This is a genomic window from Nocardia sp. NPDC023852 (assembly GCF_040639505.1).
GTDB lineage: Bacteria > Actinomycetota > Actinomycetes > Mycobacteriales > Mycobacteriaceae > Nocardia.
This window is the reverse complement of record NZ_JBFAAB010000018.1, coordinates 41706-63664: the sequence shown is the minus strand read 5'-3', so window position 1 is coordinate 63664 and position 21959 is coordinate 41706. Positions and strand designations below refer to the sequence as shown.

General features: G+C 65.4%; 28 protein-coding genes and 5 pseudogenes. 21 read left to right on the top strand and 12 right to left on the bottom strand.

The genetic code is table 11. From position 1 onward, the window contains the following. Positions 1-15: 15 nt before the first annotated feature. Together AB0H00_RS22670 and AB0H00_RS22665 are read right to left on the bottom strand one after the other, a co-directional pair. Positions 16-360: a VOC family protein gene (locus tag AB0H00_RS22670; protein ID WP_357269487.1), complete on the bottom strand. Its 345-nt coding sequence runs from the start codon at positions 358-360 to the stop codon at positions 16-18. 28 nt (positions 361-388) lie between these two features. Continuing rightward, the gene (locus AB0H00_RS22665; RefSeq protein WP_357269328.1) at positions 389-1129 is read right to left on the bottom strand and encodes a zinc-binding dehydrogenase; all 741 of its coding nucleotides are present in this window, start codon (positions 1127-1129) and stop codon (positions 389-391) included. 90 nt (positions 1130-1219) lie between these two features. On the opposite strand from AB0H00_RS22665, the pseudogene AB0H00_RS22660 reads away from it, so the two are divergent. From AB0H00_RS22660 to AB0H00_RS22645, 4 genes and pseudogenes are all read left to right on the top strand, one after another. Next, a pseudogene (locus tag AB0H00_RS22660) lies at positions 1220-1306 on the top strand (TetR family transcriptional regulator); the annotation flags it as partial. Positions 1307-1341: 35 nt separating this feature from the next. Next, positions 1342-2112 carry a class I SAM-dependent methyltransferase gene (locus AB0H00_RS22655; RefSeq protein WP_357269325.1) on the top strand — a complete coding sequence of 257 codons (771 nt, stop codon included), beginning with the start codon at positions 1342-1344 and terminating at the stop codon, positions 2110-2112. Between the two features lie 488 nt (positions 2113-2600). Then, complete coding sequence (locus AB0H00_RS22650) at positions 2601-2867, top strand: LLM class flavin-dependent oxidoreductase (RefSeq protein ID WP_357269322.1); 267 nt, start codon at positions 2601-2603, stop codon at positions 2865-2867. Then, entirely contained in the window at positions 2825-3472 is a 648-nt protein-coding gene (locus tag AB0H00_RS22645; protein ID WP_357269319.1) for an LLM class flavin-dependent oxidoreductase, read from the top strand. The genes AB0H00_RS22650 and AB0H00_RS22645 overlap by 43 nt, the downstream gene beginning before the upstream one ends. Before the next feature lie 377 nt (positions 3473-3849). On the opposite strand, the gene AB0H00_RS22640 is transcribed toward AB0H00_RS22645, so the two are convergent. After that, positions 3850-4344 (bottom strand): hypothetical protein, encoded by a 495-nt coding sequence (locus tag AB0H00_RS22640; protein ID WP_357269316.1) that lies wholly within the window; start codon positions 4342-4344, stop codon positions 3850-3852. 239 nt (positions 4345-4583) lie between these two features. Continuing rightward, positions 4584-4736 (bottom strand): hypothetical protein, encoded by a 153-nt coding sequence (locus AB0H00_RS22635; protein WP_357269313.1) that lies wholly within the window; start codon positions 4734-4736, stop codon positions 4584-4586. 27 nt (positions 4737-4763) lie between these two features. Here AB0H00_RS22635 and AB0H00_RS22630 point away from each other — a divergent pair, with 27 nt between their 5' ends. From AB0H00_RS22630 to AB0H00_RS22600, 7 genes and pseudogenes are all read left to right on the top strand, one after another. Beyond that, complete coding sequence (locus AB0H00_RS22630) at positions 4764-5240, top strand: MerR family transcriptional regulator (RefSeq protein ID WP_357269310.1); 477 nt, start codon at positions 4764-4766, stop codon at positions 5238-5240. Between the two features lie 455 nt (positions 5241-5695). Further along, the gene (locus AB0H00_RS22625; protein ID WP_357269307.1) at positions 5696-6643 is read left to right on the top strand and encodes a DJ-1/PfpI family protein; all 948 of its coding nucleotides are present in this window, start codon (positions 5696-5698) and stop codon (positions 6641-6643) included. A 36-nt stretch (positions 6644-6679) separates the two neighbouring features. After that, complete coding sequence (locus tag AB0H00_RS22620) at positions 6680-7408, top strand: HD domain-containing protein (protein ID WP_357269305.1); 729 nt, start codon at positions 6680-6682, stop codon at positions 7406-7408. A gap of 123 nt (positions 7409-7531) precedes the next feature. Further along, complete coding sequence (locus tag AB0H00_RS22615) at positions 7532-8005, top strand: DUF2269 family protein (RefSeq protein ID WP_357269302.1); 474 nt, start codon at positions 7532-7534, stop codon at positions 8003-8005. Between the two features lie 2 nt (positions 8006-8007). Beyond that, positions 8008-8355, top strand: a complete 348-nt coding sequence (locus AB0H00_RS22610) for a DUF3817 domain-containing protein (protein WP_357269299.1) — start codon at positions 8008-8010, stop codon at positions 8353-8355. Next, the gene (locus tag AB0H00_RS22605; RefSeq protein ID WP_357269296.1) at positions 8352-8660 is read left to right on the top strand and encodes an antibiotic biosynthesis monooxygenase family protein; all 309 of its coding nucleotides are present in this window, start codon (positions 8352-8354) and stop codon (positions 8658-8660) included. Before AB0H00_RS22610 ends, AB0H00_RS22605 begins: the two co-directional genes overlap by 4 nt. 188 nt (positions 8661-8848) lie before the next feature. Then, a pseudogene (locus AB0H00_RS22600) lies at positions 8849-9241 on the top strand (recombinase family protein); the annotation flags it as partial. Between the two features lie 325 nt (positions 9242-9566). On the opposite strand, the pseudogene AB0H00_RS22595 reads toward AB0H00_RS22600, so the two are convergent. Next, positions 9567-9750, bottom strand: a pseudogene (locus AB0H00_RS22595) (TetR family transcriptional regulator); the annotation flags it as partial. Between the two features lie 35 nt (positions 9751-9785). On the opposite strand from AB0H00_RS22595, the gene AB0H00_RS22590 reads away from it, so the two are divergent. Then, the gene (locus AB0H00_RS22590; protein WP_357269484.1) at positions 9786-10556 is read left to right on the top strand and encodes a phytanoyl-CoA dioxygenase family protein; all 771 of its coding nucleotides are present in this window, start codon (positions 9786-9788) and stop codon (positions 10554-10556) included. Positions 10557-10779: 223 nt separating this feature from the next. Here the strand turns inward: AB0H00_RS22590 and AB0H00_RS22585 are convergent, their stop codons facing one another. Continuing rightward, a complete protein-coding gene (locus tag AB0H00_RS22585) occupies positions 10780-11169 on the bottom strand; it encodes a hypothetical protein (RefSeq protein ID WP_357269293.1) in 390 nt (129 codons plus the stop codon). Between the two features lie 233 nt (positions 11170-11402). On the opposite strand from AB0H00_RS22585, the gene AB0H00_RS22580 reads away from it, so the two are divergent. Beyond that, complete coding sequence (locus AB0H00_RS22580; protein ID WP_357269291.1) at positions 11403-11903, top strand: CAP family protein; 501 nt, start codon at positions 11403-11405, stop codon at positions 11901-11903. Positions 11904-12560: 657 nt separating this feature from the next. Then, entirely contained in the window at positions 12561-13424 is an 864-nt protein-coding gene (locus AB0H00_RS22575; RefSeq protein ID WP_357269288.1) for an alpha/beta hydrolase, read from the top strand. Positions 13425-13568: 144 nt separating this feature from the next. Here AB0H00_RS22575 and AB0H00_RS22570 read toward each other — a convergent pair. Further along, positions 13569-13973 (bottom strand): annotated as a pseudogene (locus AB0H00_RS22570) (zinc-binding dehydrogenase); the annotation flags it as partial. Positions 13974-14123: 150 nt separating this feature from the next. On the opposite strand from AB0H00_RS22570, the gene AB0H00_RS22565 reads away from it, so the two are divergent. Continuing rightward, positions 14124-14780 (top strand): GNAT family protein, encoded by a 657-nt coding sequence (locus AB0H00_RS22565; RefSeq protein ID WP_357269285.1) that lies wholly within the window; start codon positions 14124-14126, stop codon positions 14778-14780. Between the two features lie 87 nt (positions 14781-14867). Here AB0H00_RS22565 and AB0H00_RS22560 read toward each other — a convergent pair whose 3' ends face one another. The 3 genes from AB0H00_RS22560 to AB0H00_RS22550 form a co-directional block, all read right to left on the bottom strand. After that, positions 14868-15449: a hypothetical protein gene (locus AB0H00_RS22560; RefSeq protein WP_357269282.1), complete on the bottom strand. Its 582-nt coding sequence runs from the start codon at positions 15447-15449 to the stop codon at positions 14868-14870. A 906-nt stretch (positions 15450-16355) separates the two neighbouring features. Beyond that, positions 16356-16682 (bottom strand): helix-turn-helix transcriptional regulator, encoded by a 327-nt coding sequence (locus AB0H00_RS22555; protein WP_357269279.1) that lies wholly within the window; start codon positions 16680-16682, stop codon positions 16356-16358. Next, the gene (locus tag AB0H00_RS22550) at positions 16679-17806 is read right to left on the bottom strand and encodes a site-specific integrase (protein ID WP_357269276.1); all 1128 of its coding nucleotides are present in this window, start codon (positions 17804-17806) and stop codon (positions 16679-16681) included. Before AB0H00_RS22550 ends, AB0H00_RS22555 begins: the two co-directional genes overlap by 4 nt. Before the next feature lie 442 nt (positions 17807-18248). On the opposite strand from AB0H00_RS22550, the gene AB0H00_RS22545 reads away from it, so the two are divergent. The 6 genes and pseudogenes from AB0H00_RS22545 to AB0H00_RS22520 all read left to right on the top strand — a co-directional run bounded on the left by AB0H00_RS22545 (position 18249) and on the right by AB0H00_RS22520 (position 21319). After that, complete coding sequence (locus tag AB0H00_RS22545; RefSeq protein WP_357269273.1) at positions 18249-18401, top strand: hypothetical protein; 153 nt, start codon at positions 18249-18251, stop codon at positions 18399-18401. Positions 18402-18547: 146 nt separating this feature from the next. Further along, positions 18548-19129: pseudogene (locus AB0H00_RS22540) on the top strand (site-specific integrase). Between the two features lie 196 nt (positions 19130-19325). Beyond that, positions 19326-19760 (top strand): SRPBCC domain-containing protein, encoded by a 435-nt coding sequence (locus AB0H00_RS22535; RefSeq protein WP_357269270.1) that lies wholly within the window; start codon positions 19326-19328, stop codon positions 19758-19760. Further along, a complete protein-coding gene (locus AB0H00_RS22530) occupies positions 19750-20115 on the top strand; it encodes a metalloregulator ArsR/SmtB family transcription factor (RefSeq protein WP_357269267.1) in 366 nt (121 codons plus the stop codon). The genes AB0H00_RS22535 and AB0H00_RS22530 overlap by 11 nt, the downstream gene beginning before the upstream one ends. Beyond that, positions 20112-20897 carry a DUF899 domain-containing protein gene (locus tag AB0H00_RS22525; protein ID WP_357269264.1) on the top strand — a complete coding sequence of 262 codons (786 nt, stop codon included), beginning with the start codon at positions 20112-20114 and terminating at the stop codon, positions 20895-20897. The genes AB0H00_RS22530 and AB0H00_RS22525 overlap by 4 nt, the downstream gene beginning before the upstream one ends. Before the next feature lie 215 nt (positions 20898-21112). Beyond that, positions 21113-21319 (top strand): hypothetical protein, encoded by a 207-nt coding sequence (locus AB0H00_RS22520; RefSeq protein ID WP_357269261.1) that lies wholly within the window; start codon positions 21113-21115, stop codon positions 21317-21319. A 21-nt stretch (positions 21320-21340) separates the two neighbouring features. Here AB0H00_RS22520 and AB0H00_RS22515 read toward each other — a convergent pair whose 3' ends face one another. Both AB0H00_RS22515 and AB0H00_RS22510 read right to left on the bottom strand, forming a co-directional pair. Next, on the bottom strand, positions 21341-21730 hold the full coding sequence (locus AB0H00_RS22515) for a Tn3 family transposase (RefSeq protein ID WP_357269481.1): 390 nt from the start codon (positions 21728-21730) through the stop codon (positions 21341-21343). Beyond that, positions 21622-21876 (bottom strand): Tn3 family transposase, encoded by a 255-nt coding sequence (locus AB0H00_RS22510; protein ID WP_357269259.1) that lies wholly within the window; start codon positions 21874-21876, stop codon positions 21622-21624. The genes AB0H00_RS22515 and AB0H00_RS22510 overlap by 109 nt, the downstream gene beginning before the upstream one ends. Positions 21877-21959: the final 83 nt, after the last annotated feature.

The following is a 21959-nucleotide window of genomic DNA, read 5'->3' as shown; positions in this document are numbered from 1 at the left end:
TTGGGATAGTGGTCATTAGAGTCGGAAGAACTTGTGCAGTTCGGTCGGGATAGTGCCGGGGTCCGGCTGGAGGATCTCGATCAGCAGGTCGTCGGGCCCTTGCGCCATCGCATACGACGCGGTGGGTTCGACCCAGATGTCGGTCACGGAGTAGCCCATCGCACGCACACGGTCCGCGACCGATGCCAGCTCATCGGTCGGCACACCGACGCGGTGCACGAAGCCCTGCCCGAGGCGATTCGGCGGCTGGTCGTAGAGGTGGATGCGCCCGCTCACGATGCGCAGGAAGACATTTCGCGGTCCGGAGAACTCGACGTCGTAGACGACCTCACCACCGAATCCATCGCGCCAGAAGGCGATGGGGCATGTTGATCATTCCGCGGCTCGCTCATCGGTCGCGGTCGACGGTGTGGAGCGGTTTCCGGTGTAGGACCAGCTTGGTGGTGTGCGCTCGGTACGCGTCGGGTGCGTCGTCCCAGTCGGCGGTGAGGGTGGTGACCTCTTCGGCAGGGAAGTCTTGTTGAGCAATGAAATCCAGAACCTCCGGCAGGACCGGCCGGACATTCGAGACACCGATCTTCAGAGTGGCGTCATTGGCGTACATGTGCATCAGCGGGACCTTGGTGCCGACCGACAGGTAGTAGCCGACGGGCTGGCAGAAACCACCCGGCGCCAACGAGCGCAGCGCGGCATCGACTCCGGCGGCCGACGAAGTGCCTTCCACTGCGATGGCGTAGTCGCGACGCGGAATGTCGGTGAGCCGTAGTTTGCCCTTCGACGTCGTGGAATACGGCCTGGCCCCGAACTTTTCGGCGATATCGAGCCGTTCGCGCCGGTGATCGACATAGTCGACGACCTCGGCGCCGTGTCGGACCGCCAAGCCGGCCGCGTACAGTCCGATGCTCTGCGCCGCGCCACCGAGGACGAGGACCTTGCCGCCCGGCCGCACCTGCAAGCCCGGTATCACGCATCGCCAGGCGTCGGAGAGGTTATCGCTGGCCGCGGCGACCCGCAGCGGGTCGATACCAGCGGGGACCGGTACCAGCATGTAGTCGGCGAACGGAATTCGCAGCAGGTCCGCGACCATGCCGCCCCAGGGGCCGCTGGCCGGACCGAACCCGAACGCCACCAAGGTCGACGTGCGCGTCGTGGAGCATTTCGCGGTCGGGTGGCGGACTCCCAGGACTCGCGCCAGAAGCTCGTGGCCGGCGCGGCCGATATGATCCGGCGGCGCGGCCTCAACGCCACCAGCGTGCGCGAACTGGCCAAGCACGCCCACACTCCGCTGGGATCGACCTATCACTATTCCCGGGCGGCAAAACAGAAGGTCCAGTGACGGTGATGTCCGACCTGTTTGACTACGACGCGGAATTGCGCCTGCACAACGAACTCTTCCGCGCCGCTGCCTGCGTCGGCTCTCGCGACCGTGTGCTCGATCTCGGCTGTGGCACAGGCCAGTCCACGCGCGAGGCCGCCCGCGCCGCCGTCACCGGAAGCGCGGTAGGCGTCGACCTCTCCGCGCCAATGCTCGAACGGGCCCGTCAGCTCAGCGAAGAGCAGGGACTGGCTAACGTCACCTACCAGCAGGCGGACGCACAGTTTCACCGCTTTCCACCAACGCGTTTCGATCTCTGTATCAGCAGGTTCGGAACGATGTTCTTCGCAGACCCAGTCGCCGCGTTCACCAACATCGGGCGCTCTCTGCGCCCCGCGGCACGCCTGGTGCTGCTGGTGTGGCAAGAGCGCGACCGCAATGAGTGGGCCACTGCGATCCGCCAGACCCTCACCGCCGCATCAGCCACCCCCCGCGGTCCGGACCCATTCTCACTCGCCGACCCGACCGTCACGGAAGGCATCCTGGCGGCGGCCGGCTTCACGGACGTCAGCTTCACCGACGTGCACGAGCCTGTCTATTACGGCCCAGACAGCGCCACCGCTTTCGATGCCGTGCTCCGCCTACGGGAATTCAAAGACCTGCTTGCCAAGCTCGACGCCGCGGCGGCCGAGCAAGCACGCACCCGGCTACGCACAACCCTCGACGCCCACAACGCCGACGGCGGCGTGTACTTCGACTCGCGTGCCTGGATCGTCACAGCTCACCGCCGCCACTGACCACTGCCTGGCTTGGCCTGGTACCCGAGCCGTAGTTGGTGACTCGAGTTGCTCAGCGTCGACGCTATTGGCTGCGACAGCCCGGATTCTGCGACTCCGCGATGCTCGTCATGGTCGATGACAGCGAGGCAACGTGACCTGACCCCTGTGGTTCGGTCCGGGTGATCTGGCCCGATCGACGGGGTCCCGTCAAACGTTCCTGCCGGGCGCCGGCGGCCAGGCTGCTGAGCGCGCCCCCATCGGACACCCCGCTGTTGGAGTTGACGGTGGGCGACGAAGCGATCAGTCTGCTGAGCGACCCTCCGCACTTGCTGATGCACCGGGATTGCGGTCCCGAATTCGCCGACCTGTCGAACCCGCGCCGCCGTTGTCTCTGTCAGGCACAGGCAGCCCGCAACTGTGTCGCCCTGAGCGTGCTACGCCGACCGTGGAAATTGCGACCGTGCGCGTGTCCGAGACGTGTCGGCGCGGCCGGATACGTTGACGGCATGACCGACTTCGGCGTAGTGGCGCTCCCGCACCTTCCACCTGAGCAGCTCCCGGCGGCCGCTGCTGCCGCCGAAGGCAGTGGCCTGGATCAGCTGTGGCTATGGGAGGACTGCTTCTTCGGAGGCGGGATCGCAACCGCCGCAACGGTATTGGCGCAGACCAAAAGAATCCGAGTGGGGCTCGGTGTCATGCCGATGCCACTGCGCAACGTCGCGCTGGCGCCATGGAGGTCGCCACGCTCGCGCGGTTGCATCCGGCTCGGCTGATCCCCGGCTTCGGGCACGGCGTGCAGGAGTGGATGAGCCAGGCCGGTGCTCAGGTTACGTCCCCGATGACGCTGATGGAGGAGTATTTCCATGCGTTGCGTCGCCTGCTGAATGGGGGGAAGGTCACCATGGACGGCCGATACGTCACATTACAGGCGGCAGTTCTGGATCATCCGCCCGCTACCGTGCCGCTCTTGGCCGCGGCCGCCACTGGGCCGCGAACGTTGCGCCTGTCCGGGAAGGTGGCCGATGCGACGATCCTCACCTCCCGCACCTCACCTGATGGAATACGGACCGCCCGGCGACTGATCGACGAGGGCCGCACGAAGGCGGGGCGGACAGACTGGCACCCCCTCATCGTCTATCTGCTCGCCGCAACGGGAGATGGTGCCGCCGAGCGAATCGAGGCGGCTCGGCGGACCAAGAGCGGCGAGCAGATGCCCGATAGCGGTGTCGCAGGCGACGCCGCCACCATCGCGGCCACGGTCCGGCGCTGGTTCGACGCCGGAGCGCACACCGTCGTCCTCGAACCCACCGTCGACGATCCGGATCCGGTGGGATTCATTCGTTTCGCGGGCACCGAGATCCGCCCGCTGCTGGACTGACGGCCGATACTTGCGTAATCGAGGCGACAGTTGGCGGCTGGGAGTCCCTCATCACGCTCGGCAAACTACCCCCCGCACCGACCAGCACGGTGCCAGGGCATTTTGCCTAGCGAATGCCGACAGCTTGCCGACGAGCAGGGACGCGGTGGCGTGCCGGGCCATCCATGGCGAACGCATGCCCCGGCTCGACGTCCCCGCGACGCCGACCCGACACGGCTCTTTCCCGGACGTCGAGCCGGCCAGCCACTCCGACCAGAAACCCTCGGTCAGCAGCCCGTCAAGAACAGCAATCCCAGCATCACCCGACCGAATACCGACTACTTGAATAGCGGTCCCTGCCAGTCGGGGCCGCTTGTACTGGACTTACTTCGGCCGTATCAACGGATAATTTCGGCGCGTACTCTCTCGTTCGGCGTCCCGATGTCCCAGAAGCGAACAGTGCCTCGTGCATCGCGGTAGGCGTCTGTGCCGCCGGTGATGGCCATGGTGAGTGGGCTCGAGCCCCTTACCCAAAGAGCCTGCATTGTGACGGAGCCGTGCTCGAGTTCCATTGTGAGCAAGCACTGCGCAGTGATCTTTTCTCCGTCGACATGTATGACCTGGCACGAGCCGCCCCCGTGTCCAACTTTTCGCCCGTCCTTTATCGCGTTTCCGGAGAAGACATCCATATCACCTACGCTCATCCCCGCGCGGTCGAGATCTGGGGCCGCGTACTGATCGTTCTCCACCTTGACTTCGAGGATCTCGGCCTGGCCCGATGCGGGTGTCTGTGCCTCGCCATCGTCGGCTCCGCAGCCGCTGACTGCAGTGGTCAGCAGCGACATGACAACGATCGCGATGAGCGCGGTCGCTCGCATCTTGTTGTTCGACATACGATTCCTAATCATTTGGTAGGGATAGGTTTTGCGGCCCGAGTGGCCGTTGGTCTGGTTAGTTGCACGGTGCCGTCGGGTGATGCCTGAAGTACTGCAACGGCACTCGGATGTCGGGAGAACTCACCGTGCACAGGCGCAGACCGGTGAGAGGACGCGGTCCGTCGACCAGGAACAGGGAGAGATCGACCGGCGGCTGCTCGGCGCTGTATCGCTGCAGGGACGCGATTTCGGCGGCCTCATCGCTGACGAACGGTCGACCTCCTGCGGTTTCGAATACGTACGCGTTGCCGGGCCACATCAGCGTCCGTCCCGAGGACGGCGTGGCCGTCCAGCTTCAGCAGGACACCGGAATTGACGATGCGGGTGATCGCGATCGATGGTTTGCTCATGCCGCCAGCGTTCCGGTTAATGGACACATGAAGTCAAGTGAGATGGTGACCATCGGCGAGCTGGCTCAGCGGTTCGGTCTCGGCACGCACGTGCTGCGGTACTGGGAGAGTGTGGGCCTGCTCGAGCCTGCTCGCCGCACGGGTGGCCAGCGGTTATATGGGCGTGCCGACCTCGAGCGTGTGGCGTTGATCCTGATGGGCAAGGAGGCCGGTCTCACGTTGGGGCAGCTGGCGACGGTGCTGTCCACCGCTGACCCGATGGACCATCGGGATCTGCTGTGCCACCACGTCGAAGAGCTCGAGCGGCGCATCGCACGGGCACAAGCGGCCAAGGAACTGATCGAACACGTTCTCGCCTGCCCGCACAGCCTCGCCGAATGTGAGCACGCGCGCGAACACATCGCGGCTCGAATTCCCCCTCTTCACCCCCAGAGGGGTCCGGACAGTCGAACAGGCAATCTCACCAGTCTTCGGCGACCCAGTCTTGCCCACCCCGATGCGTAGTTGAGGAGGCGACGGCGACGAATTCTAACCGTGGAGCAGCGCACCGCGCTCGAATAATGCAGGAGGCACCGGGTTTTCGCACCATCCGCCTACACCGCGCGCTATCGGATCAGGCCCGGCTCCAACTTGTGAACGTCGCCAGTGGGACAGCCTGGAGGCGTGGCAGGCGGCAGCCGAAAACTCCGCGATGCGTACCGCGACCGCCATCGCCCGAACCCACGCAGCACCGAACACGGGCATCTACCACGTCACCGTCGAATTCGCATGAGCGCGGAGTCGCTGCCGACCTCTGGGTTCCTGCGGTTCCGGTCGCCCGCCGGTTGGCAACCGTCGACGGCCTTTATCGGGGCAACCATGCGGGGTTTCAAGAAGCACGGGGGCCTGAACCTTTGCGTGTCCGGATCTGTGGGCTTCGTGTCATTGCAGACGCTCTTCGGTCCGGACAGACTGAGCTCATGGAGTCGGACCGAGGTGGTGTGCTGGTGGCACTGGCAGATGGCGCAGTGCTGCTCGATATCGCCGGTCCGGCGCAGGTTTTCCAGTGGGCCGGGCGGCATGTCCGGTTTGCCTCTCCCGACGGCCGACCGGTGCGGACGGATGTCGGTGTGCCGTTGGGTGTGGACGGCGCGATCGCCGATTTCGTCGGGTGCGTCGACACCCTCGTTGTTCCGGGATACGCAGTGGGGAAGGATCTTTCACCTGATCTGGTGCGGTCGGTACGCACTGCGGCCGTCGGTGCGCGGCGGGTGGTGTCGGTGTGTACCGGGGCGTTCGTGCTGGCCGAAGCCGGTCTGCTCGAGGGCCGCCGGGCGACCACACACTGGATGGCGTGCGCCGAACTGGCACAACGCTATCCGGCAGTCGATGTCGACGAGGACGCGATCTATGTGCGGGACGGCCCGGTGGTCACGTCCGCGGGGGTGACGGCGGGGATCGATCTCGCACTGGCGCTCGTGGAAGACGATGAGGGTCCGGACCTGGCTCGATCGCTGGCGAAACACCTGGTGGTGTTTCTGCACCGGCCTGGCGGGCAGTCGCAGTTCAGCGTACGCACCGGTATCGGAGCGCCGCGCAGTTCCGGTCTCCGGCATGTGGTCGACGCCGTGGCCGCCGACCCGGCGGCCGAGTACAACCTGGCAGCGATGGCCCGGCTCGCCGCGGTCAGCGAACGCCATCTGACGAGATTGTTCCGCCGCGAACTCGGGATGACACCCGCGCGGTACGTCGAGCGGGTCCGGGTCGAGGCCGCTCAGCATCTCCTAGAGGCATACGACGACGGCGTCGCCCCCATCGCCCGGCGCTGCGGGTTCGGTTCCGAGGAGACTATGCGCCGCACCTTCCTCAAAGTGCTCGGTACCACACCGACCGATTACCGCGCCCGATTCCGCGCCTCGTCGCGCTGAATATTCCCCACTCACCCGTGGAAAGAGAGGACAGCTATGTCCACCACACGCCATGCCGCACTCGGTGACGGCCTGACCGCCGGTACCGATGCTGCCGGTTCGATAGCGGCACCCGATGATTCACTGGTCGTTCCCACGACACCTCTGGCGGACAAGGCGAGTGATCTCATCGCTCGGGAGCTGCCGGCGCACTTGCGCAACCACAGTGTGCGCGGCTATCTGTTCGGTCGCGCGGTCGCCGCCCAGCAGGGACTGCGGCCAGGCACCGACTACGACGACGAAACTATGTACCTGATCTGCGCGTTGCACGATATCGGTTTGGCCGATATCGCCAACGGAATGCAGCGATTCGAAATCGACGGCGCCGACTATGCCGCCCGCTTCCTCGAAGACAACGGCGCCACCAATCCCCTGATCGACACGGTGTGGGACGCCATCGCCGCCCACACCTCCGGTTTCAGCGACTCCCCGGTGTATCGGCGCAGGCGTCCACCGGAGATCTGGATCGCCGTGGAGGGTATCGGCATCGATGTGGCGGCTGGGCCACAGGATCTACCACCGGATTACGCCGATCGCGTGCACGCCGCGTATCCACGGTTCGGCGGCACTCGCGCACTTCTCGCGGCAATCGAAATGCAGGCGCTGGCCGATCCCCGCAAAGCTCCACCGGGCACGCTGACTGGTGAGATCGTGCGTCAGCGCCACCCCGATGCGCCGTACCCGACGTGGGACATGATCCTTGAGTCCAGCATCTGGAACGACTGACCCGACCACAGCCAGCCGCGCATACTCCCGAAAGAACAACTGTGACCGACGACGAAACACCCTTCACAACCCCTGCAATGGCGATCTGATGGCAGCGCGCCCGATTCGCCCCGAGGGCGTGTCGTGACGAAAGTTCTGCTCGCGATACATGTCCTGACAGCGATCATTGCCATCGGCCCGGTCACTGTGGCCTCGAGCATGTTTCCGCCGGCCGCACGGCGAGCGGCCGAGTTCGATAAAGACCGCGACCACGCCGTCGTCGCAACGTTGCATCGCATCTGCCGCGTCTACGCCGGAATCGGAATCGCCGTCCCGGTCTTCGGCTTCGCCACCGCAAGCAGCCTGGGCGTCCTCAGTGAAGGATGGCTTATCGTGTCGATCGCCCTCACAGCCGCCGCGGCAGCAGTGCTTGGGCTGCTCGTCCTCCCTCGGCAGGCCGTGCTGCTGCCAGGTGAGAACACCACACCCGCCGGGCGGTTGCCGGTCGATGCGCGGGCCACCGCGCAATTGGCCATGTACACCGGCCTTTTCAACCTGCTCTGGGCGGTCGTCACGGTCCTGATGATCGTGCGTCCCGGATCGACGACAGGAGCCTGATCGTGAACCCGCGGCACGCGCTTCGCATCGCAGCGATCACCGAGGCACTGTCGCTGTTCATGCTCCTGCTCAACCTCGTCACCGTGCATTGGCCGGTGGTCTCTACACTGATCGGCCCCGTGCACGGGTGTGCCTACATCGCCGTCATCGTCCTGGCCTTCCGACCGCAGGAAGCCGGACGCGGCGTCAAAGCGACCGCACTGGTTCCCGTCGTCGGCGGGCTCCTGGTTTTCCGCAACCTCACCTGTCGCCAGCATCCTGTTCACCACGTACCGGGCACCCACCCGGCGAGCACGCCGCCCTCGAACTCTGACAGCCCACGCTACTTTGCCAGGAGGATTCACCTATGACCGACCACGGCGTCACATTCATCAACGTGATCGAGCTACCCGCTGATCGGGTCGACGAATTTATCGAGCAGTGGCGCGCACGCGCCGCCCTCATGCGCACCGCACCCGGTTTCCGCGATGTGCGTCTGCACCGAGCGCTGCTGCCGGACACCCGGTTCCAACTGATCAACGTCGCCCACTGGGACAGCGCCGAAGCCTGCGAAGCCGCCGGCATGAATCCGACCGTCCTCGCATCTGTCTCCGAGGCCCGCAAGTCCGCCACAGCCCACCCCGCGCTCTACGAAGTCGTCGCGGCACACCCATGACACTCCGCACCTAGAGCAATCCGGCGAGCCAGGGCTTGGTGGTGAGCGAACAAGACTGGGGTGTTCCGTAAGCCGAGCGATGAACGGAACACCCCGCCGCGCCGGTTCGGCCGCAGGTCACGCGTGTTCCGTAAAGGTGTTCCGCGAACCGTTCCGGTGAACCCCCGCTATCGGGGACACTTTTCGGCATGGGTGAGCCGTTCCGGGTCGGATACTGCCGCTACTCCACCGACGAACAGGACGTCGAGATCCAGACCGAGCAATTGCTCGTTCTCGGAGTGCCACGCGAACGGATCTTCATCGACAAGGGATTCTCCAGGACGACTCGTAAGAACCGCACCGGACTCGACAACGCGCTCGCCGCGGTCACCTCAGCCGCCACGGCTGTCACCGATCGGCAGGTAGTGCTGACCACGACGAAGTTCGACCGGTTCGACCGCAACATGGCCGAAGCCGGCGAAATCCTGACCGGCCTACGCAAGAACGAGGTGCTGTTCGGGCTCGGCAGCTCGATCCACGACTGGAACGACCCGTTCGGCAAACTGTTCCTGCAAACCCTCGCAAGGTCGCCGAATTCGAAGCGAACCTCAATCACCGGCGAACCCATGAAGGCATGGCCAAAGGCCCGAACGAAGGGCCGACTAAAGGGCAAACAACCGAAACTGCCTCTCGCAGCATGGAAAACGATCCACCGCCGCTACCACGACCCCGCCGACGACGCCAGCCTGGCCGACCTCGCCGAGGAATACAGCGTCGGGTGCTCCAGCATCCACTGCATCATCAGTGGCACCCCACCGCAGGCATGGTTCTCGTGCAGGACGCTTCTTCCAACGAGTCCACGAAACACTCTCTACCAGTGGGAAATCAACTCCGTGGATTTTTCAGCGATTACTACCGGAACTCTTGTCAGGCGATTCCGAGGGCGGCGGCGGTCAGGCGCCACAGGCGTTCGGTGGCTTGGTCGGGGGTGGGTAGTGGTGCGATACGGAGTTGCTGGGCGATGCCCTGGCGGAGTCCGCCGATCAGCGCCGGCACTTGCGGGGTCGATGCCGGCCGAGCGTTGGCCCGACTGCTGGCCGCGCTGAATATTGTCCGCGTCGCCGGACCCGAAGCAGCGGCGAGAGTATCGACCCGGCGATCGCGGAGGCGGACCTGGCCGCCGTACTGCGCGACGGGTATGTGATCCTGCCCGACCTGCTCACGCCGCAAGAGCTCGACGACATCCGGAAAGCCGTCGCGCCACTGGCTGATCAGCACAGGAGAAACGCTTTCGAGTGCCACACCACCCAGCGGGTGTACAGCGTGCTGAACAAGACCCGCGCCTGCGACCGTATCGCCGACCATCCGCGGGTGCTGGAGTTGCTGGATCGCCTGTTCCTCCCGAACTACCTGCTGTCGATGCTCCAGGTGATCAACATTCTGCCCGGGGAGAAAGCGCAGATGCTGCACACCGACGACGGCTTCTACCCCCTGCCCAGACCACGAAAAGCTTTGGGCGCGGACACGATCTGGGCGATCGACGACTTCACCACCGACAACGGCGCCACCGACATCATCCCCGACAGCCATCGCCTCGGCCACGAGATGCCCGAGGACTCCGAGCGTCAACCGGTCGTCATGAAGGCCGGATCGTGCGTGTTCTTCGTCGGCACCCTCTGGCACGGCGGCGGCGCCAACCGCTCACCCCACCCCCGCCTCGCCGTGACCGCCCAGTACTGCGAGCCGTGGCTGCGCCCCCAGGAAGCCTTCATCCTCTCGACCACCCGCGACACCGTCCGCGCGGTCTCCGAAGACATGCGCCGCATGCTCGGCTACAGCATCCACTCACCCTTCATCGGCCAGGTCGACGGCATGCACCCCAAACGACTCTTGGAACCCGGCGCCCAACCCCTGTAGCCCAGGGCCGCGCCAGGTACAACGCCATATCCGCCCCGATGTTCGGCGACCAGTCGGGGAACCCGGTATCAGCTGATCAGCTCTCATGTACCTCGCTAAGCGGGCAGGTCACGGGGCTGGCGTGGGATGGGGAGGGCCGGTCGGGGCCTTGATCGTTCGCAGGTGATCGTCGGTCAGCGGGCGATTCAGCCGACATTCGAATTCTGCTGGTCTTTCGTGTGTCCTACCAGAGGGTGGACGGTCCCGCGACGACCCAGCCGGCGTCGGTTGGCTTGACCCAAAAGCCCAATGACACCTCGATTATCTGCGCACGGTAGATGACCTCGACGTAGAAATGGGTACCGGTGTGGCCCCAGTTGAAGTCCCCGAGATCGAGTTCGCTGAGCCAAGACAAGTTTTGCTCCCACTCGTCGGCGGCGAGGCTGCAACTCGCCTCGTCATCGGCGCTCGCACCGACCGAGCCGGACCACAGACTCTTGAGCACATGCCGGAGCGGTGTATGGTCGACGAGCTGTTCGGCCTCATGGGTCCTCCCGGCTCGGAGCAGGCTGAAGTAGCGACCGACGACCGTTTCGACGTCGGTCTCGGCAGGGCGCTCCGTCCAGATCTTCACGGCGAGAGCGTAAAGGTTGGATGACGTCACTGAGCGCGGTTTCACCCTGAACATCGCGGGCGGTGGGGCAGGGCTGCGATTGCTCTGACGTCTTCCCTACGTGCAGCCCGACAGTCTCGCCGATCCACTCGCTCATCGCCAGGAGACGAGTCTGGCCTGCCACTCACGTGACGAAGGGCCAGAACCTGGCCTGATCATCCCCACAGACAAGCGCAAGGGGCCGTGCCGTAGCCGTGCTTGCCTCCGGTGGGGGACCGGCCTCCGCGCAGGGCGAGTTCCCACCGTTCGCGCAGGCCGGGCTCACAGCGCACAACACCTATCGTGCCCGGCACGGTTCACCACCCATGATCCTTGTCCAGGATCTGGTCACCAGGGCCCAGCAATGCGCGCAGCACTACGCCCAAAAAGGCACGATAGATCACTCGTGCGCTTTCAAGAACAATGCCGGGGAAAACCTCGCCATGGCAGTGGGCGGCGGGAACGCGGACCCGGTGCAAAATGTCCAGACGGCCACGAAGGTGTGGTATGACGAGATCAGGAACTACGACTTCAACCATCCTGGCTTCTCCATGGATAGTGGGCATTTCACGCAACTGGTGTGGAAGGCCAGCACACGACTCGGTATCGGGTTCGCGTCGCAGAACAACAAGCGCGTCGTCGTCGCCCTCTACGTGCAGACCGGCAACATGTCCCCGGCAAGCTACTTCGAGGAGAACGTGCCTCGCCCACGCTGAACCGGGCTCGGCGCCAACGATCACATCACCCCCTGAACCCCGCCCTTGTCAAGCCTCCCGGGGGCGATTCCCGGTAGGTGAGCACAGACGCACAGCACGTACAAAATCGGCCGCGCTACGACTACAAGCGCACTACGGCTAGCGAGTCGGCGGAAACGCTGAACGGGTACCGGCCCGGACTCTCGGGCAGACCACCCGGCCATCTGGTAGCCGATCCTCCGAGCCAGGTTGGGGTTCGGAGTGCACTGGTCCTTGTGATGGCCGTGGCCAGCTCACAGTTCGACGGCATGCTGTCCTGAAAGGCCGTTCCGTTCACCAAACTGACGTAGAGCGACGCCGTGCCATCCTGGACGGCGCAGTCCGCAAAGCGGTCACTGCGCAGGTCAACGGCTTCAAGAGCCTCGAGGAAGGTCAGAAGGGTATGCAGGCGGACCAGGTCGTCGCGGAGGCCTGAACCCGCGATCACGGCGACGTCGCACAGCCGGCAGGCCCGAGGCGACCCAATCAGGTACCGAGCCCGTTGAAGGCGTGTCCGTTTGGGGCGGGTAGTGCACCCGGCTCGGCCGTTCGAAGTTCGGGGCGCGGGGCTGCACCGATGACTTTCGGGTGGAACCGTCGTCGATACCTCTGGATATACCGACAGACAGGAGTCCAGGTATGACGAGAACGTTTCGATTTGGGATGACCTCGGTACGGGTGAACGGTGTGGATATCGGCATCGAGAGCTTGGGCCGCGAGGACGATCCGCTGGTCCTGCTGGTCGGCGGCACGACGATGCTGTCCTGGCCCGACGCGCTGTGCGAACGGCTCGCGTCGGGCGGGCGGCGCGTGGTTCGCTACGACCTGCGTGACTCCGGCGCGTCGACGACCCTCGACCCGGAGAATCCGGCGTACGACCTGCGGGACCTCGTCGCCGACGCGGCCGCGCTAGTCGGGGTGCTCGGTGCCGGGACCGCCCATCTCGGTGGGGTCGGCGTCGGTGGGATGGTTGCTCAGGTCGCCGCGCTGGACCACCCGGACGTGTTCTCCGCACTGACCCTCGTCGGCACCCGGCCGGTGGCGCCGGGCCCGGTCGATGAGGACCTACCGGACCACGACCCCGCGGTCATGGTCGCGCTGTTCTCCCACCCGCTGCCGGACTGGACCGACCGGGATGCCGTCGCGGCGTTCGCCGCCGAGGGTGCCGAGCCGATGGGCGACGATCCGGAGGAGGCGCGGGCGACGGCGGCCCGAATCTGGGACCGGACGCCGTCGAGCGATCCCGCGGTGCACCAGGCGAACCAGCTCGGGATGGTGTTCTCCCGGATCGACTGCGCCCCGAGATGGCGGGAGCGGCTCGGTGAGCTCGACGTGCCCACGCTGGTGGTGCACGGTCGCGCCGACCCGTTCTTCCCGGTCGGCAACGGCGAGGTCCTCGCCGCCGAGATCCCCGCGGCACGACTGCTCGTCCTCGACGACATGGGTACCGCTCTGCGGCACGCCGCGGCCGACCAGGTCGCTGCCGCCATGCTCGCCCTCTGACCGCTCGGCTGGACGCGCTGGGATGCGAACGGTCAGCCAGCCGGCGACTCGGTCGGACCGAGGTAGAGCTTGCGCACCGTCTGGCGCACCCGCCACTCGGTGCGGTTCCCGGCGTAGAGCCGCACGACCCTTGACGACGACCTTGCCTTTCGCGCGTCCTTTTTCGACGTACGCCATAGCGTCGTTGGTCGATTCGAAGGGAAAGACCCGGTCCGTGACCGGATGGATTATCCCGGAGTCGATGAGGGACGTTATCTCGCGTAGCTGGTCTCCGCTCGCTCGCATGAAGAGGAACGAATAGCTGATCTGACGACGCTTGGCGGCTTTCCTGATCCGATAACTTAAAACGCGCATTACCGGACGCAAGATCCACGGCTTTCCGATCTCCTGTGCGAAGCGGGGATCCGGTGGGCCGGAGATCGAGATGAGCTTTCCGCTGGGCTTCAGCACTCGCAGAGACTTTTCGGTTGTCGCGTTGTCCAGACTGTTCAAAACCACGTCGTAGTCGTGCAAGACGGTTTCGAATTCGTCCGCCCGGTAATCGATCACGACATGGGGGTCGAGACTGGTAAGGGCCCGTATTCAACCGGTCTGTATTCCCTTGATCGCCTCGCTTGGTCGCGACCAGTTTCCCGGCGGGGTCCGCCGCTGGCGAAACCCCGTGGCCCCGAATGCCGCCCGGCGGCCATGATGGCGGGCATGAGCCTGATGAAGTACTGGCCCTTGGCCCGATTGCGGGTGCGGACACCGCGTCTGGAACTGCGAATGCCTGGTTTGGAGGATCTGGGCGCGCTTGCTGGGCTGGCCGCGGAGGGAGTGCATGATCCGGCGGTGCAGCCGTTCACTGCGGAGTGGACCGATGCGGAACCAGACGAACGTGCGCAGCGGGTGCTGCGGTGGCACTGGCGATGCTGGGCCGACTGGCAAGTCGATGCGTGGGCACTCAATCTCGTCGTGCTCCGAGAGGGGGAGTTGGTTGGCACCCAAACGATCAGTGCGAAGGACTTCTCGGTTTGCTGCGAGGTGAACACCGGTTCCTGGCTCGGCCGAACCCATCACGGGCAAGGCATCGGAACCGAGATGCGGGCCGCGGTTCTGGAGTTGGCCTTCGCTCATCTGGGGGCCGAGTCGGCGGTATCGGGCGCGTTCGAGGACAACCTGGGCTCGCACGGAGTCTCACGCAAACTCGGCTACGAGCCCGACGGGCTCGAGGTGCATGCAGTGCGGGGAAAACCGGCGGTGATACGCCGGTTGCGGCTGACGCGTGAGAGATGGGAAGCGCATCGGAGCATGCGGGTGAAAGTGACCGGGCTAGCGGAGTGCCTGCCGTTATTCGGAGCCCGAATCGAACCGTGACGGCGCCGCGCGAAGCGCTTCAACCTGCCGGTTCGGCGTCAGAACTGGCAAGGACCCGTGTCGACGGGTCTGTATTCCCCGCCCGGATCACCTCGTTGGGTCGCGGCCGGTTTCCCTGGTGGAGTAGGTCGTCCAGCTTCCACCGGCCTCGCCCCAGACGCGGGTCAAGTGCTTGGCGGAGAAGCCGAGTGCGTCGGCGACGACAGGGGCTGGAGCCTGGAGAACGAGTTGGCGGAGTGTCGCCGACTTTGTGGCCTGGGCGGGCAGGCCGAGATCGTTGCGGAGGTGCTCGAGCAGGGTGCTGGAGTGCACGGGTTGTCCGGCCCGGCGGCCGGGGAAGAGCCACTGGCTGTGCGGGTTCACCGTGGTCATGTTCTGCCGATTGTCGATAAGTTCCAGCAGCATTCCGGCCAGTGGTTCGGGGACCGGCAGTGGTGGTGTGCCGAGACGGATGAGCACCTGGCCGTCGTCGTTGACCACGTCGGTGATGGTGAGGCGGACGAGTCTGGTGACGGGCTGGCCATAGAGCAGCATGAGCGCGGCGGCGACGCGGGACCGCAGCGGTGGACGTGGGTCGGTGAGTGCCCGGCGTAGTAGGGCGAGGCGACGGGTCTGGGTGATCGGTTTCCCGGCCTCGGCCGTCGTGGTCGGGATGTCGAGTTTGGGCATGCGTCCGGTGCTTTTCGCCCAGATCAGGAACGGGCGAGCCAGCTGGCGGCGATGTGAGAGGGCTTGGACGTGCCAGAGGTCGAATATCGGCCTGGGCGCACTCGCTGAGCTGTGTGCCGCGCTCCTCGAGCCAGGTCAGGAAGTGGGCGGCTTCCTCGACCGAGCCGACGTAATACCGGCCACCATCGGCGACCGGACCGCGGCGAGCGCGGCGGCGTAGGCGCGGAAGCTGATGCCAGAGCGCGAATTGCCGCAAGATCCGGTAGTGCGGGTTGTCGGCGTAGTCGGTCAGTTTGCGCTGCAATAGTGCCTCGGCGTGGAGCAGCTGCTTGTCGACCGCGGGCAGGACACCGCTGGTCATGAGCAGGTCGCGGAGATAGGCAACGGCCTGGTGGGTGGGTAGCCCCTTCAGGGCTTCGTGGGTGATCGGCACTCGCCCGGCCGCGAGGTCACCGAGCAAGCCGCGAACGACGGTGCTGCGCAACCATTTCAGCCCGGTCAGCGGTTCGGGCATACCGACAACCGCATCGACCAGTGGGCCCAGCTGTGGGTGGATCCGGCCAGTTCCGTCGTCGAGCAACTCGTGCAACTGCTCATTCAGCGTGCAGCGGGTGCAGAGCCGTCCGCCGTGCAGTTCCCCTTCGAATCCGCAACGGTCGCAGAAGAAGTCACGTGTGATGCCGGCGCAGTCCCGGCAGATCGGTGCCGCGTCGCCGGATCGGCGGCCCGGAAGCAGTCGGTAGGTGCCGCATCCGGGGCATGAGCCGTGATGCCGCACTGCCTTGGCGTAACAGGTGCGGCAGATCGGTCCTTCCCAGTTCGCGGCCTTGGCCGCTCGTCGACCGCATCGGACGCAGTCGCGAACGTGCCACCGTTCGTACTGTTCGGCGTTCTTGTAGGCCGGGCTCATTCCTCGACGCGGATGCGGGCGCGTTTGGGCCGGATCGTGGTGTTCATATCGACGACCTTGTCGCCGGCGACAGCCTTGCGTGCCTGGTTCTCGGCCTTGGTGGCGATCAGATCCGCTGGGGTGCAATCGAAGATGTCACAGAGCGCGGCCAGCACCGGCAACGACAGGCGTTCCGGGGTCTGGGTCACCAAACGCCAAACCTGCACCGAGGACAGTTTGACTCCGCGGTCGCGCAGGTGCGGTTCGAGGTCGTTGACCGCGAACATGCCCGCCGCGGCCATCGTCTCCCGCAACCGCCACTGGTAGCTGACCTGCCGCTTCATCGTTTCCTCCCGGATTGCTTCAGCGCGGCCTCCACGGTGGTATCCAGCACCCGCCGCAGCGTGCGGGTGCGGTAGTCCGAGGAAACACAGGTGTAAATCGACGTCGTCGAGGAGTGTTCGTGGCCCGCCTGCTCCTGGACAAATCTGGCGTCGAAACCATCCTCAACCTGGTGAGTTATATGGCTTCGCCGCAGCGAGTGGAAGCCCAGGGCGGGGTCCAAGCCGAGTTCGTCACGGTAGGCGGCCAGCCGGGTGTTGAGCGTGCTCAGGCCGATGCGCGGGCCGCGTTCGGACGGCCAGCATGCCGGCGACCCGGCGGTTGGAAATAATGGCCGGTATTCCTCGATCCACTCGGCCAGCACCTCGGCCGACCAGTCCCAGATCGTCAGCACGCTGCGCCGCTTTGGGGTGGAGCCCTTCTTCGCCTTGCCGTGGCGGACATAGACCGCCCCGTACTCCCCGAACTCCGGGCCGTCCGGGTTGCGGCCGAAGTCGGCGGTATCGAGCATCCGAATTTCATTGCGCCGCAACCCGAATGCGTACGCCGTTTTCAGCAGCGCGGCATCACGGAACGCCGGCAGCCAGCCCTTGCGCCCGGCTTCGCGGATGCGCACCACCTGCTCGTCGGCATAGTCGAATAGCGCCACCAGCTCTTTGCGGGTGAAAGCCCGCTTGCCGGAGTCGGATTCGGCTTCGTCGATGTGCTCGGCGGTGTTCCACTCGTGCACCACCTGAACCGGATGGGTGCCGAACCGCTGCTCACACACTGTCGCCCACTGGTAGGCCGGGTCGATCCGATAGGCGCAGAACAGCTCCACCGCCTCCTGATAGTTGCGCAACGTCGACCGCTTCGCATTGCGCACCGCCCGCAGGTCACCGAGCCATTCATCGACATGCTGCGCAGTCCAATGCCACGGAAACGCGTCCACGTAATCCGCGAATGCCCGCACCACCCGCTCACGACCGCCGATCGTCGAGAACGCCAGATTCCGCGCCAGCTGCTGATAGCGCCAGCCGTCGAGCATCCCGGTGAACACCTGCTCGCCGGGCCGCAGCAACGACAGCCCGTCCACCAGATGCTGCGCCGCCGATCCCGGCGCCGTCGTCGTACCCTCTACGCCCAACGCACCACCCTTTCCGAGCGCTTACATCAAACGTAATAATCTTTCATCAAACGTAATTCGCTAGGCAAATCGCCAGGTCAACACGACAGGTGAGCGCCACCAGCATTACCGGAGCGCCTGGTAGGCTCGGGCGACCTCACGCCGGGCACCCCGTCTCATCGAACATGAGACAGTCCCGCTGACCTGGGGTATTTCCCGGTTCGTCTCACGCACTCGAGGCAGGACGAGTCATCGCGTGCGGACCGCTCGGAATCTTGCATCCGATGAAATTGCAACCAGAAGGAACAGAACCGCCCGATCCGGCGCTAAGGATTTACGGCAGATAGTCGACCACTATCTGCCGTAAACTGCGAGTCGTCCTGGCGCGACGATGCTGCCGCGACGGGGCGACTCCGGAAACTATCTGCCATAGAGCGCGAGAGGTGGGATGCGGGTGGGTTCGGTGCGGACACTTCGGGCGAGAACGACCGGAGTACGGCTGGCGGACGCAGTGCGGGTCTACCTGGCCACGATCACCGCGGTGAACACCCGCCGCGCGGTCACGCCGCCGCGCTGGATCGGTTGGTCCGCGATTTCGACGCTGATAGTGACGTGACGCTGCTGGATCCGGATCAGGTATCCGGGTGGTTCCTGTTTGTGCGGGGCGAGAAGTCACCCAAGACGTTCAATCTCCGGCTGACCGCACTGTCGTCGGCGTGCGCGTATTGACGCGAACAGCAGTGGCTGAGCACCGATCCGGTGATGCGGTTACGGGCGCGGCCGACAGCGCCGGAAAACAGCAAGGCCATGACCTCGGCCGAGGTGGGCGAGTTGCTGGGTAGGGATGCTGCGCTGCGGGAGCGGGTGCTGTGGACGATGCTGTACGAGTCCGCGGCCCGCGTGGAGGAAATCCTCAGCCTCGACATCACCGATCTCGACACCATGAACCGGTGTGCGACCGTCACCCGCAAGGGCGGTGCCCGTGACGTCATCTTCTGGCAGACCAGAACCACGCGGCTGCTTGGTCGGCTGATCGCCGGGCGCAGGTCCGAGCCATTGTTCTTGACCGACCGCAAGGCCAAACCGTCTGTGGCCCTTGATGATGTCGATCCGGACACCAGACGCGCGCGGCTGTCCTATCGCCGTGCGGCGACCTTGCTCTAGAAGCACACCGCGCAGATGACGCGGGGCCCGTTCACGCTGCACCAGTTGCGCCACTCCCGGCTCACCCACGCTGCCGAGCAGGGCGCGTCCACGCCGGTGCTGATGGCGTTGTCCGGGCACACCTCGGTACGCAGCCTGACCAAGTACGCGAAGGTTTCGGCCGAAGCCCTCGGCCGATAGCAGGCCCAGACCGACCCCGCCGCACGGCGGCGCCACTGGCGCGGGTAAGCCCCGACATCTCAGAGTTCAGTTTCGTCGCCGGGTTCGGGCCACGACAGTGTTGATGCGTCGACTGCTGGGCCGCAGGCCGAGGTTGACGCAACTCAATGGTTGCAATAATATTGCAACCATTGAGTTGCTATTAATGGAGGTGGTTATGGGGTTTCCCGATCGCATCGAGCGGACGATCGAGCTGGCGCACCCGCCGGTGAAGGTGTGGGCGGCGCTGACCACGGCCGAGGGGTTGGGCACGTGGTTCGGCAATGAGGCCGACATCGAGCTGCGCCCGGGTGGTAAGGCGTGGATGCGTTGGAACGAGGGCGGACACTTTGCGGACATGCGGGTGGAGCGGGTAGAGAAGCCGCACGTATTCGGGTTCACCTGGCATATCTTCGGGCTCCCCGAGGAGGATCCGCGCCGCACCTATGTGGAGTTCACGCTCGAGCCGGTGGCCGCGGGTACGCGACTGACCGTGGTCGAGACCGGTTTCGCTCAGCTCGCGCAGGACGCCTACAAGGCGGCGTTCGAAGGCAACACCCGCGGCTGGCAGAACGAGCTTGGTGAGCTGGCCGTCTACCTCGATGCGGCCTGACCAGGAGGCGATTGCCGAGCAGGTCTTCGTGGCCCTGGCGGACCCCAGCCGGCGCGCGATCCTGACCGCGCTGGCGTCCGCCGGGCCCGCCACAGCGACCGACCTGGCGGCTCGGCTGCCGATCACCCGGCAGGCGATCGCCAAACATCTGACGTTGCTGTCCGAGGCCGGTCTGGTGACCGCGGAGCCGGGGGAGCGCCGCCGGGTGCGTTACCGATTATGTTCCGCGCCGATGCAAGTGGCGCGACAATTCCTCGCCGCGCTGGCGCGGGACTGGGACGGCCCGCTCGACGCGTTGAAAAACATCCTCGATCGAGACTGGTCAATCCGAAACCGAACAGGAATACCGCTATGAAGACACCGTCGATCGTTTCGCAGAACGAGTGGGAGGCAGCGCGTCTGGAGCTGCTGGTGAAAGAGAAGGAGGTGATGCGCGCCCACGACGCGTTGGCTGCCCAACGCCGCCGCATGCCGTGGCTGGCCGTCGACAAGCAGTACGCGTTCGACGGACCCGACGGCCCGGCGAGTCTGCTCGACCTGTTCCAGGGCCGCCGCCAGCTGATCGTCTACCGCGCATTCTTCGAGCCCGGCGTGGTTGGCTGGCCCGATCACGCCTGCCGCGGCTGCTCCATGATCGCCGACCACGTCGGCAATCTCGCGCACCTGAACGCCCGCGACACCACGCTCGCATTCGCCTCGCGCGCACCGCAACCCGAGATCGAGAAGGTGAAGGCCCGGATGGGCTGGTCACCGATCCCCTGGTACACCATTTCCGACGAATTCGACGTGGACTTCGGCGTCGACGAATGGCACGGCACCAACGCCTTCATCCGCGAGGGCGACCAGGTGTATCGCACGTATTTCATCAACCGGCGTGGCGACGAGTACTTCGGAAACACCTGGAGCTACCTGGACATGACGGCCCTCGGACGTCAGGAGAACTGGGAGGATTCGCCCGAGGGCTACCCCCAGACACCGCCTTACGAGTGGTGGAACTGGAACAACGAGTACGCCGCCGCGGTCGACGAGACCGGCTCAGACTGGCTGGGCAGGGTTGCCGCCGCCATAGACAGGGGCGAAGCCGGCCGTCAGCAGAAGGAAGCACCGCACGACTGCTGCGCACACCCGGCGCAGTGATGGTCCACCCGTCGGTTCCGGCCCGGTCCCGAGTGGGCCGGGCCGGAGCGGCTCTGTCGCTGCTCTCGGCGACTCTGCATGCCGCCTGCGACGGAACCCATTGCACCACAGTGTGGGTGATTGTCCTGCCGACGTTGATGTCGCTGGGCTGCCTATGGTGTGCCTGGGACCTGTGGACCCGGCAATCCCCCGGGGCATGGGCCATGACTGTGGCGATGAACAGCGCAATGCTGGCGCTGCACTTTGCCATCCCGATGCCGGGCGCTGTGATGCACCAAGCATACCTGGCCGCCATCGCCGATCTGGTGCTGTCCGGCGGGATGCTGCTCCGCACAGTCGTGTTCCGGCGTCCTAGCCGCGCAGATGGCCCATTGCCACCGGAGTCCATCGAAGGGGCACAGCCCCACCAACTCGCCGCCTGATCAACCCTCACTCCAGAAGAGCTACACCCAAATAGGAAGGCGCGGTGCTCGCCGCGATCTACGGCCAGCTGTCACGATGCTGTGGTTCGACAGCAACGACTGGTCGAAAACCGGTCTCAGCCTTCCTCGACGGTATCGGGGTCGCGCAGCGGCCGGTGGGTGCCCCGGAAGTCTGGTAGGTGACAAGCGTAGTGGCCGTCGATGCCGATGTGGGTGCGGATGAACGTTGAGAGCCGTTCCGCGTCGGCGTCGAGTACCGGATAGCCATGGGCGCGTAGCTGTCCCCTCGTAGTAGGTGCGGGTCATCTCCCCTTTCTTCCCGTAATAGATCCGCCGCGCCAGGTCGTGGCGGCCCTCTCCGAGGTTGGCTTGGGCCTTGCCTTTCCGGCGATACGGTTCGTCGTCGGCCAGGCGCAGGATGTGCAAGGTCTTGAAGTCCGCCCGTAGTGCGCGATGGCCTGCCCCAACGGGGTGGGGTCCCCATCGCGGGAAATCATGCGCGTGACGTCGTGTGCGGAGACCTCGCACGCATGGATCGACACCACGACCCGGCACATGTCCTCCCAGTGGGCGGAGATCTTCTCGGTGTCGATGCGTCTCCTCGCAAGTATCCGCCTACCGCGCCGACGCCGACGCCGAC

Coding starts and splice junctions, on each gene's coding strand:
- AB0H00_RS22655 (WP_357269325.1), top strand. CDS start 1,342: ATGTCCGACCTGTTTGACTACGACGCGGAATTGCGCCTGCACAACGAA.
- AB0H00_RS22650 (WP_357269322.1), top strand. CDS start 2,601: ATGACCGACTTCGGCGTAGTGGCGCTCCCGCACCTTCCACCTGAGCAG.
- AB0H00_RS22645 (WP_357269319.1), top strand. CDS start 2,825: ATGGAGGTCGCCACGCTCGCGCGGTTGCATCCGGCTCGGCTGATCCCC.
- AB0H00_RS22640 (WP_357269316.1), bottom strand. CDS start 4,344: ATGTCGAACAACAAGATGCGAGCGACCGCGCTCATCGCGATCGTTGTC.
- AB0H00_RS22635 (WP_357269313.1), bottom strand. CDS start 4,736: ATGAGCAAACCATCGATCGCGATCACCCGCATCGTCAATTCCGGTGTC.
- AB0H00_RS22630 (WP_357269310.1), top strand. CDS start 4,764: ATGAAGTCAAGTGAGATGGTGACCATCGGCGAGCTGGCTCAGCGGTTC.
- AB0H00_RS22625 (WP_357269307.1), top strand. CDS start 5,696: ATGGAGTCGGACCGAGGTGGTGTGCTGGTGGCACTGGCAGATGGCGCA.
- AB0H00_RS22620 (WP_357269305.1), top strand. CDS start 6,680: ATGTCCACCACACGCCATGCCGCACTCGGTGACGGCCTGACCGCCGGT.
- AB0H00_RS22605 (WP_357269296.1), top strand. CDS start 8,352: ATGACCGACCACGGCGTCACATTCATCAACGTGATCGAGCTACCCGCT.
- AB0H00_RS22575 (WP_357269288.1), top strand. CDS start 12,561: ATGACGAGAACGTTTCGATTTGGGATGACCTCGGTACGGGTGAACGGT.
- AB0H00_RS22565 (WP_357269285.1), top strand. CDS start 14,124: ATGAGCCTGATGAAGTACTGGCCCTTGGCCCGATTGCGGGTGCGGACA.
- AB0H00_RS22560 (WP_357269282.1), bottom strand. CDS start 15,449: ATGCCCAAACTCGACATCCCGACCACGACGGCCGAGGCCGGGAAACCG.
- AB0H00_RS22555 (WP_357269279.1), bottom strand. CDS start 16,682: ATGAAGCGGCAGGTCAGCTACCAGTGGCGGTTGCGGGAGACGATGGCC.
- AB0H00_RS22535 (WP_357269270.1), top strand. CDS start 19,326: ATGGGGTTTCCCGATCGCATCGAGCGGACGATCGAGCTGGCGCACCCG.
- AB0H00_RS22530 (WP_357269267.1), top strand. CDS start 19,750: ATGCGGCCTGACCAGGAGGCGATTGCCGAGCAGGTCTTCGTGGCCCTG.
- AB0H00_RS22525 (WP_357269264.1), top strand. CDS start 20,112: ATGAAGACACCGTCGATCGTTTCGCAGAACGAGTGGGAGGCAGCGCGT.
- AB0H00_RS22520 (WP_357269261.1), top strand. CDS start 21,113: ATGAACAGCGCAATGCTGGCGCTGCACTTTGCCATCCCGATGCCGGGC.
- AB0H00_RS22510 (WP_357269259.1), bottom strand. CDS start 21,876: ATGTGCCGGGTCGTGGTGTCGATCCATGCGTGCGAGGTCTCCGCACAC.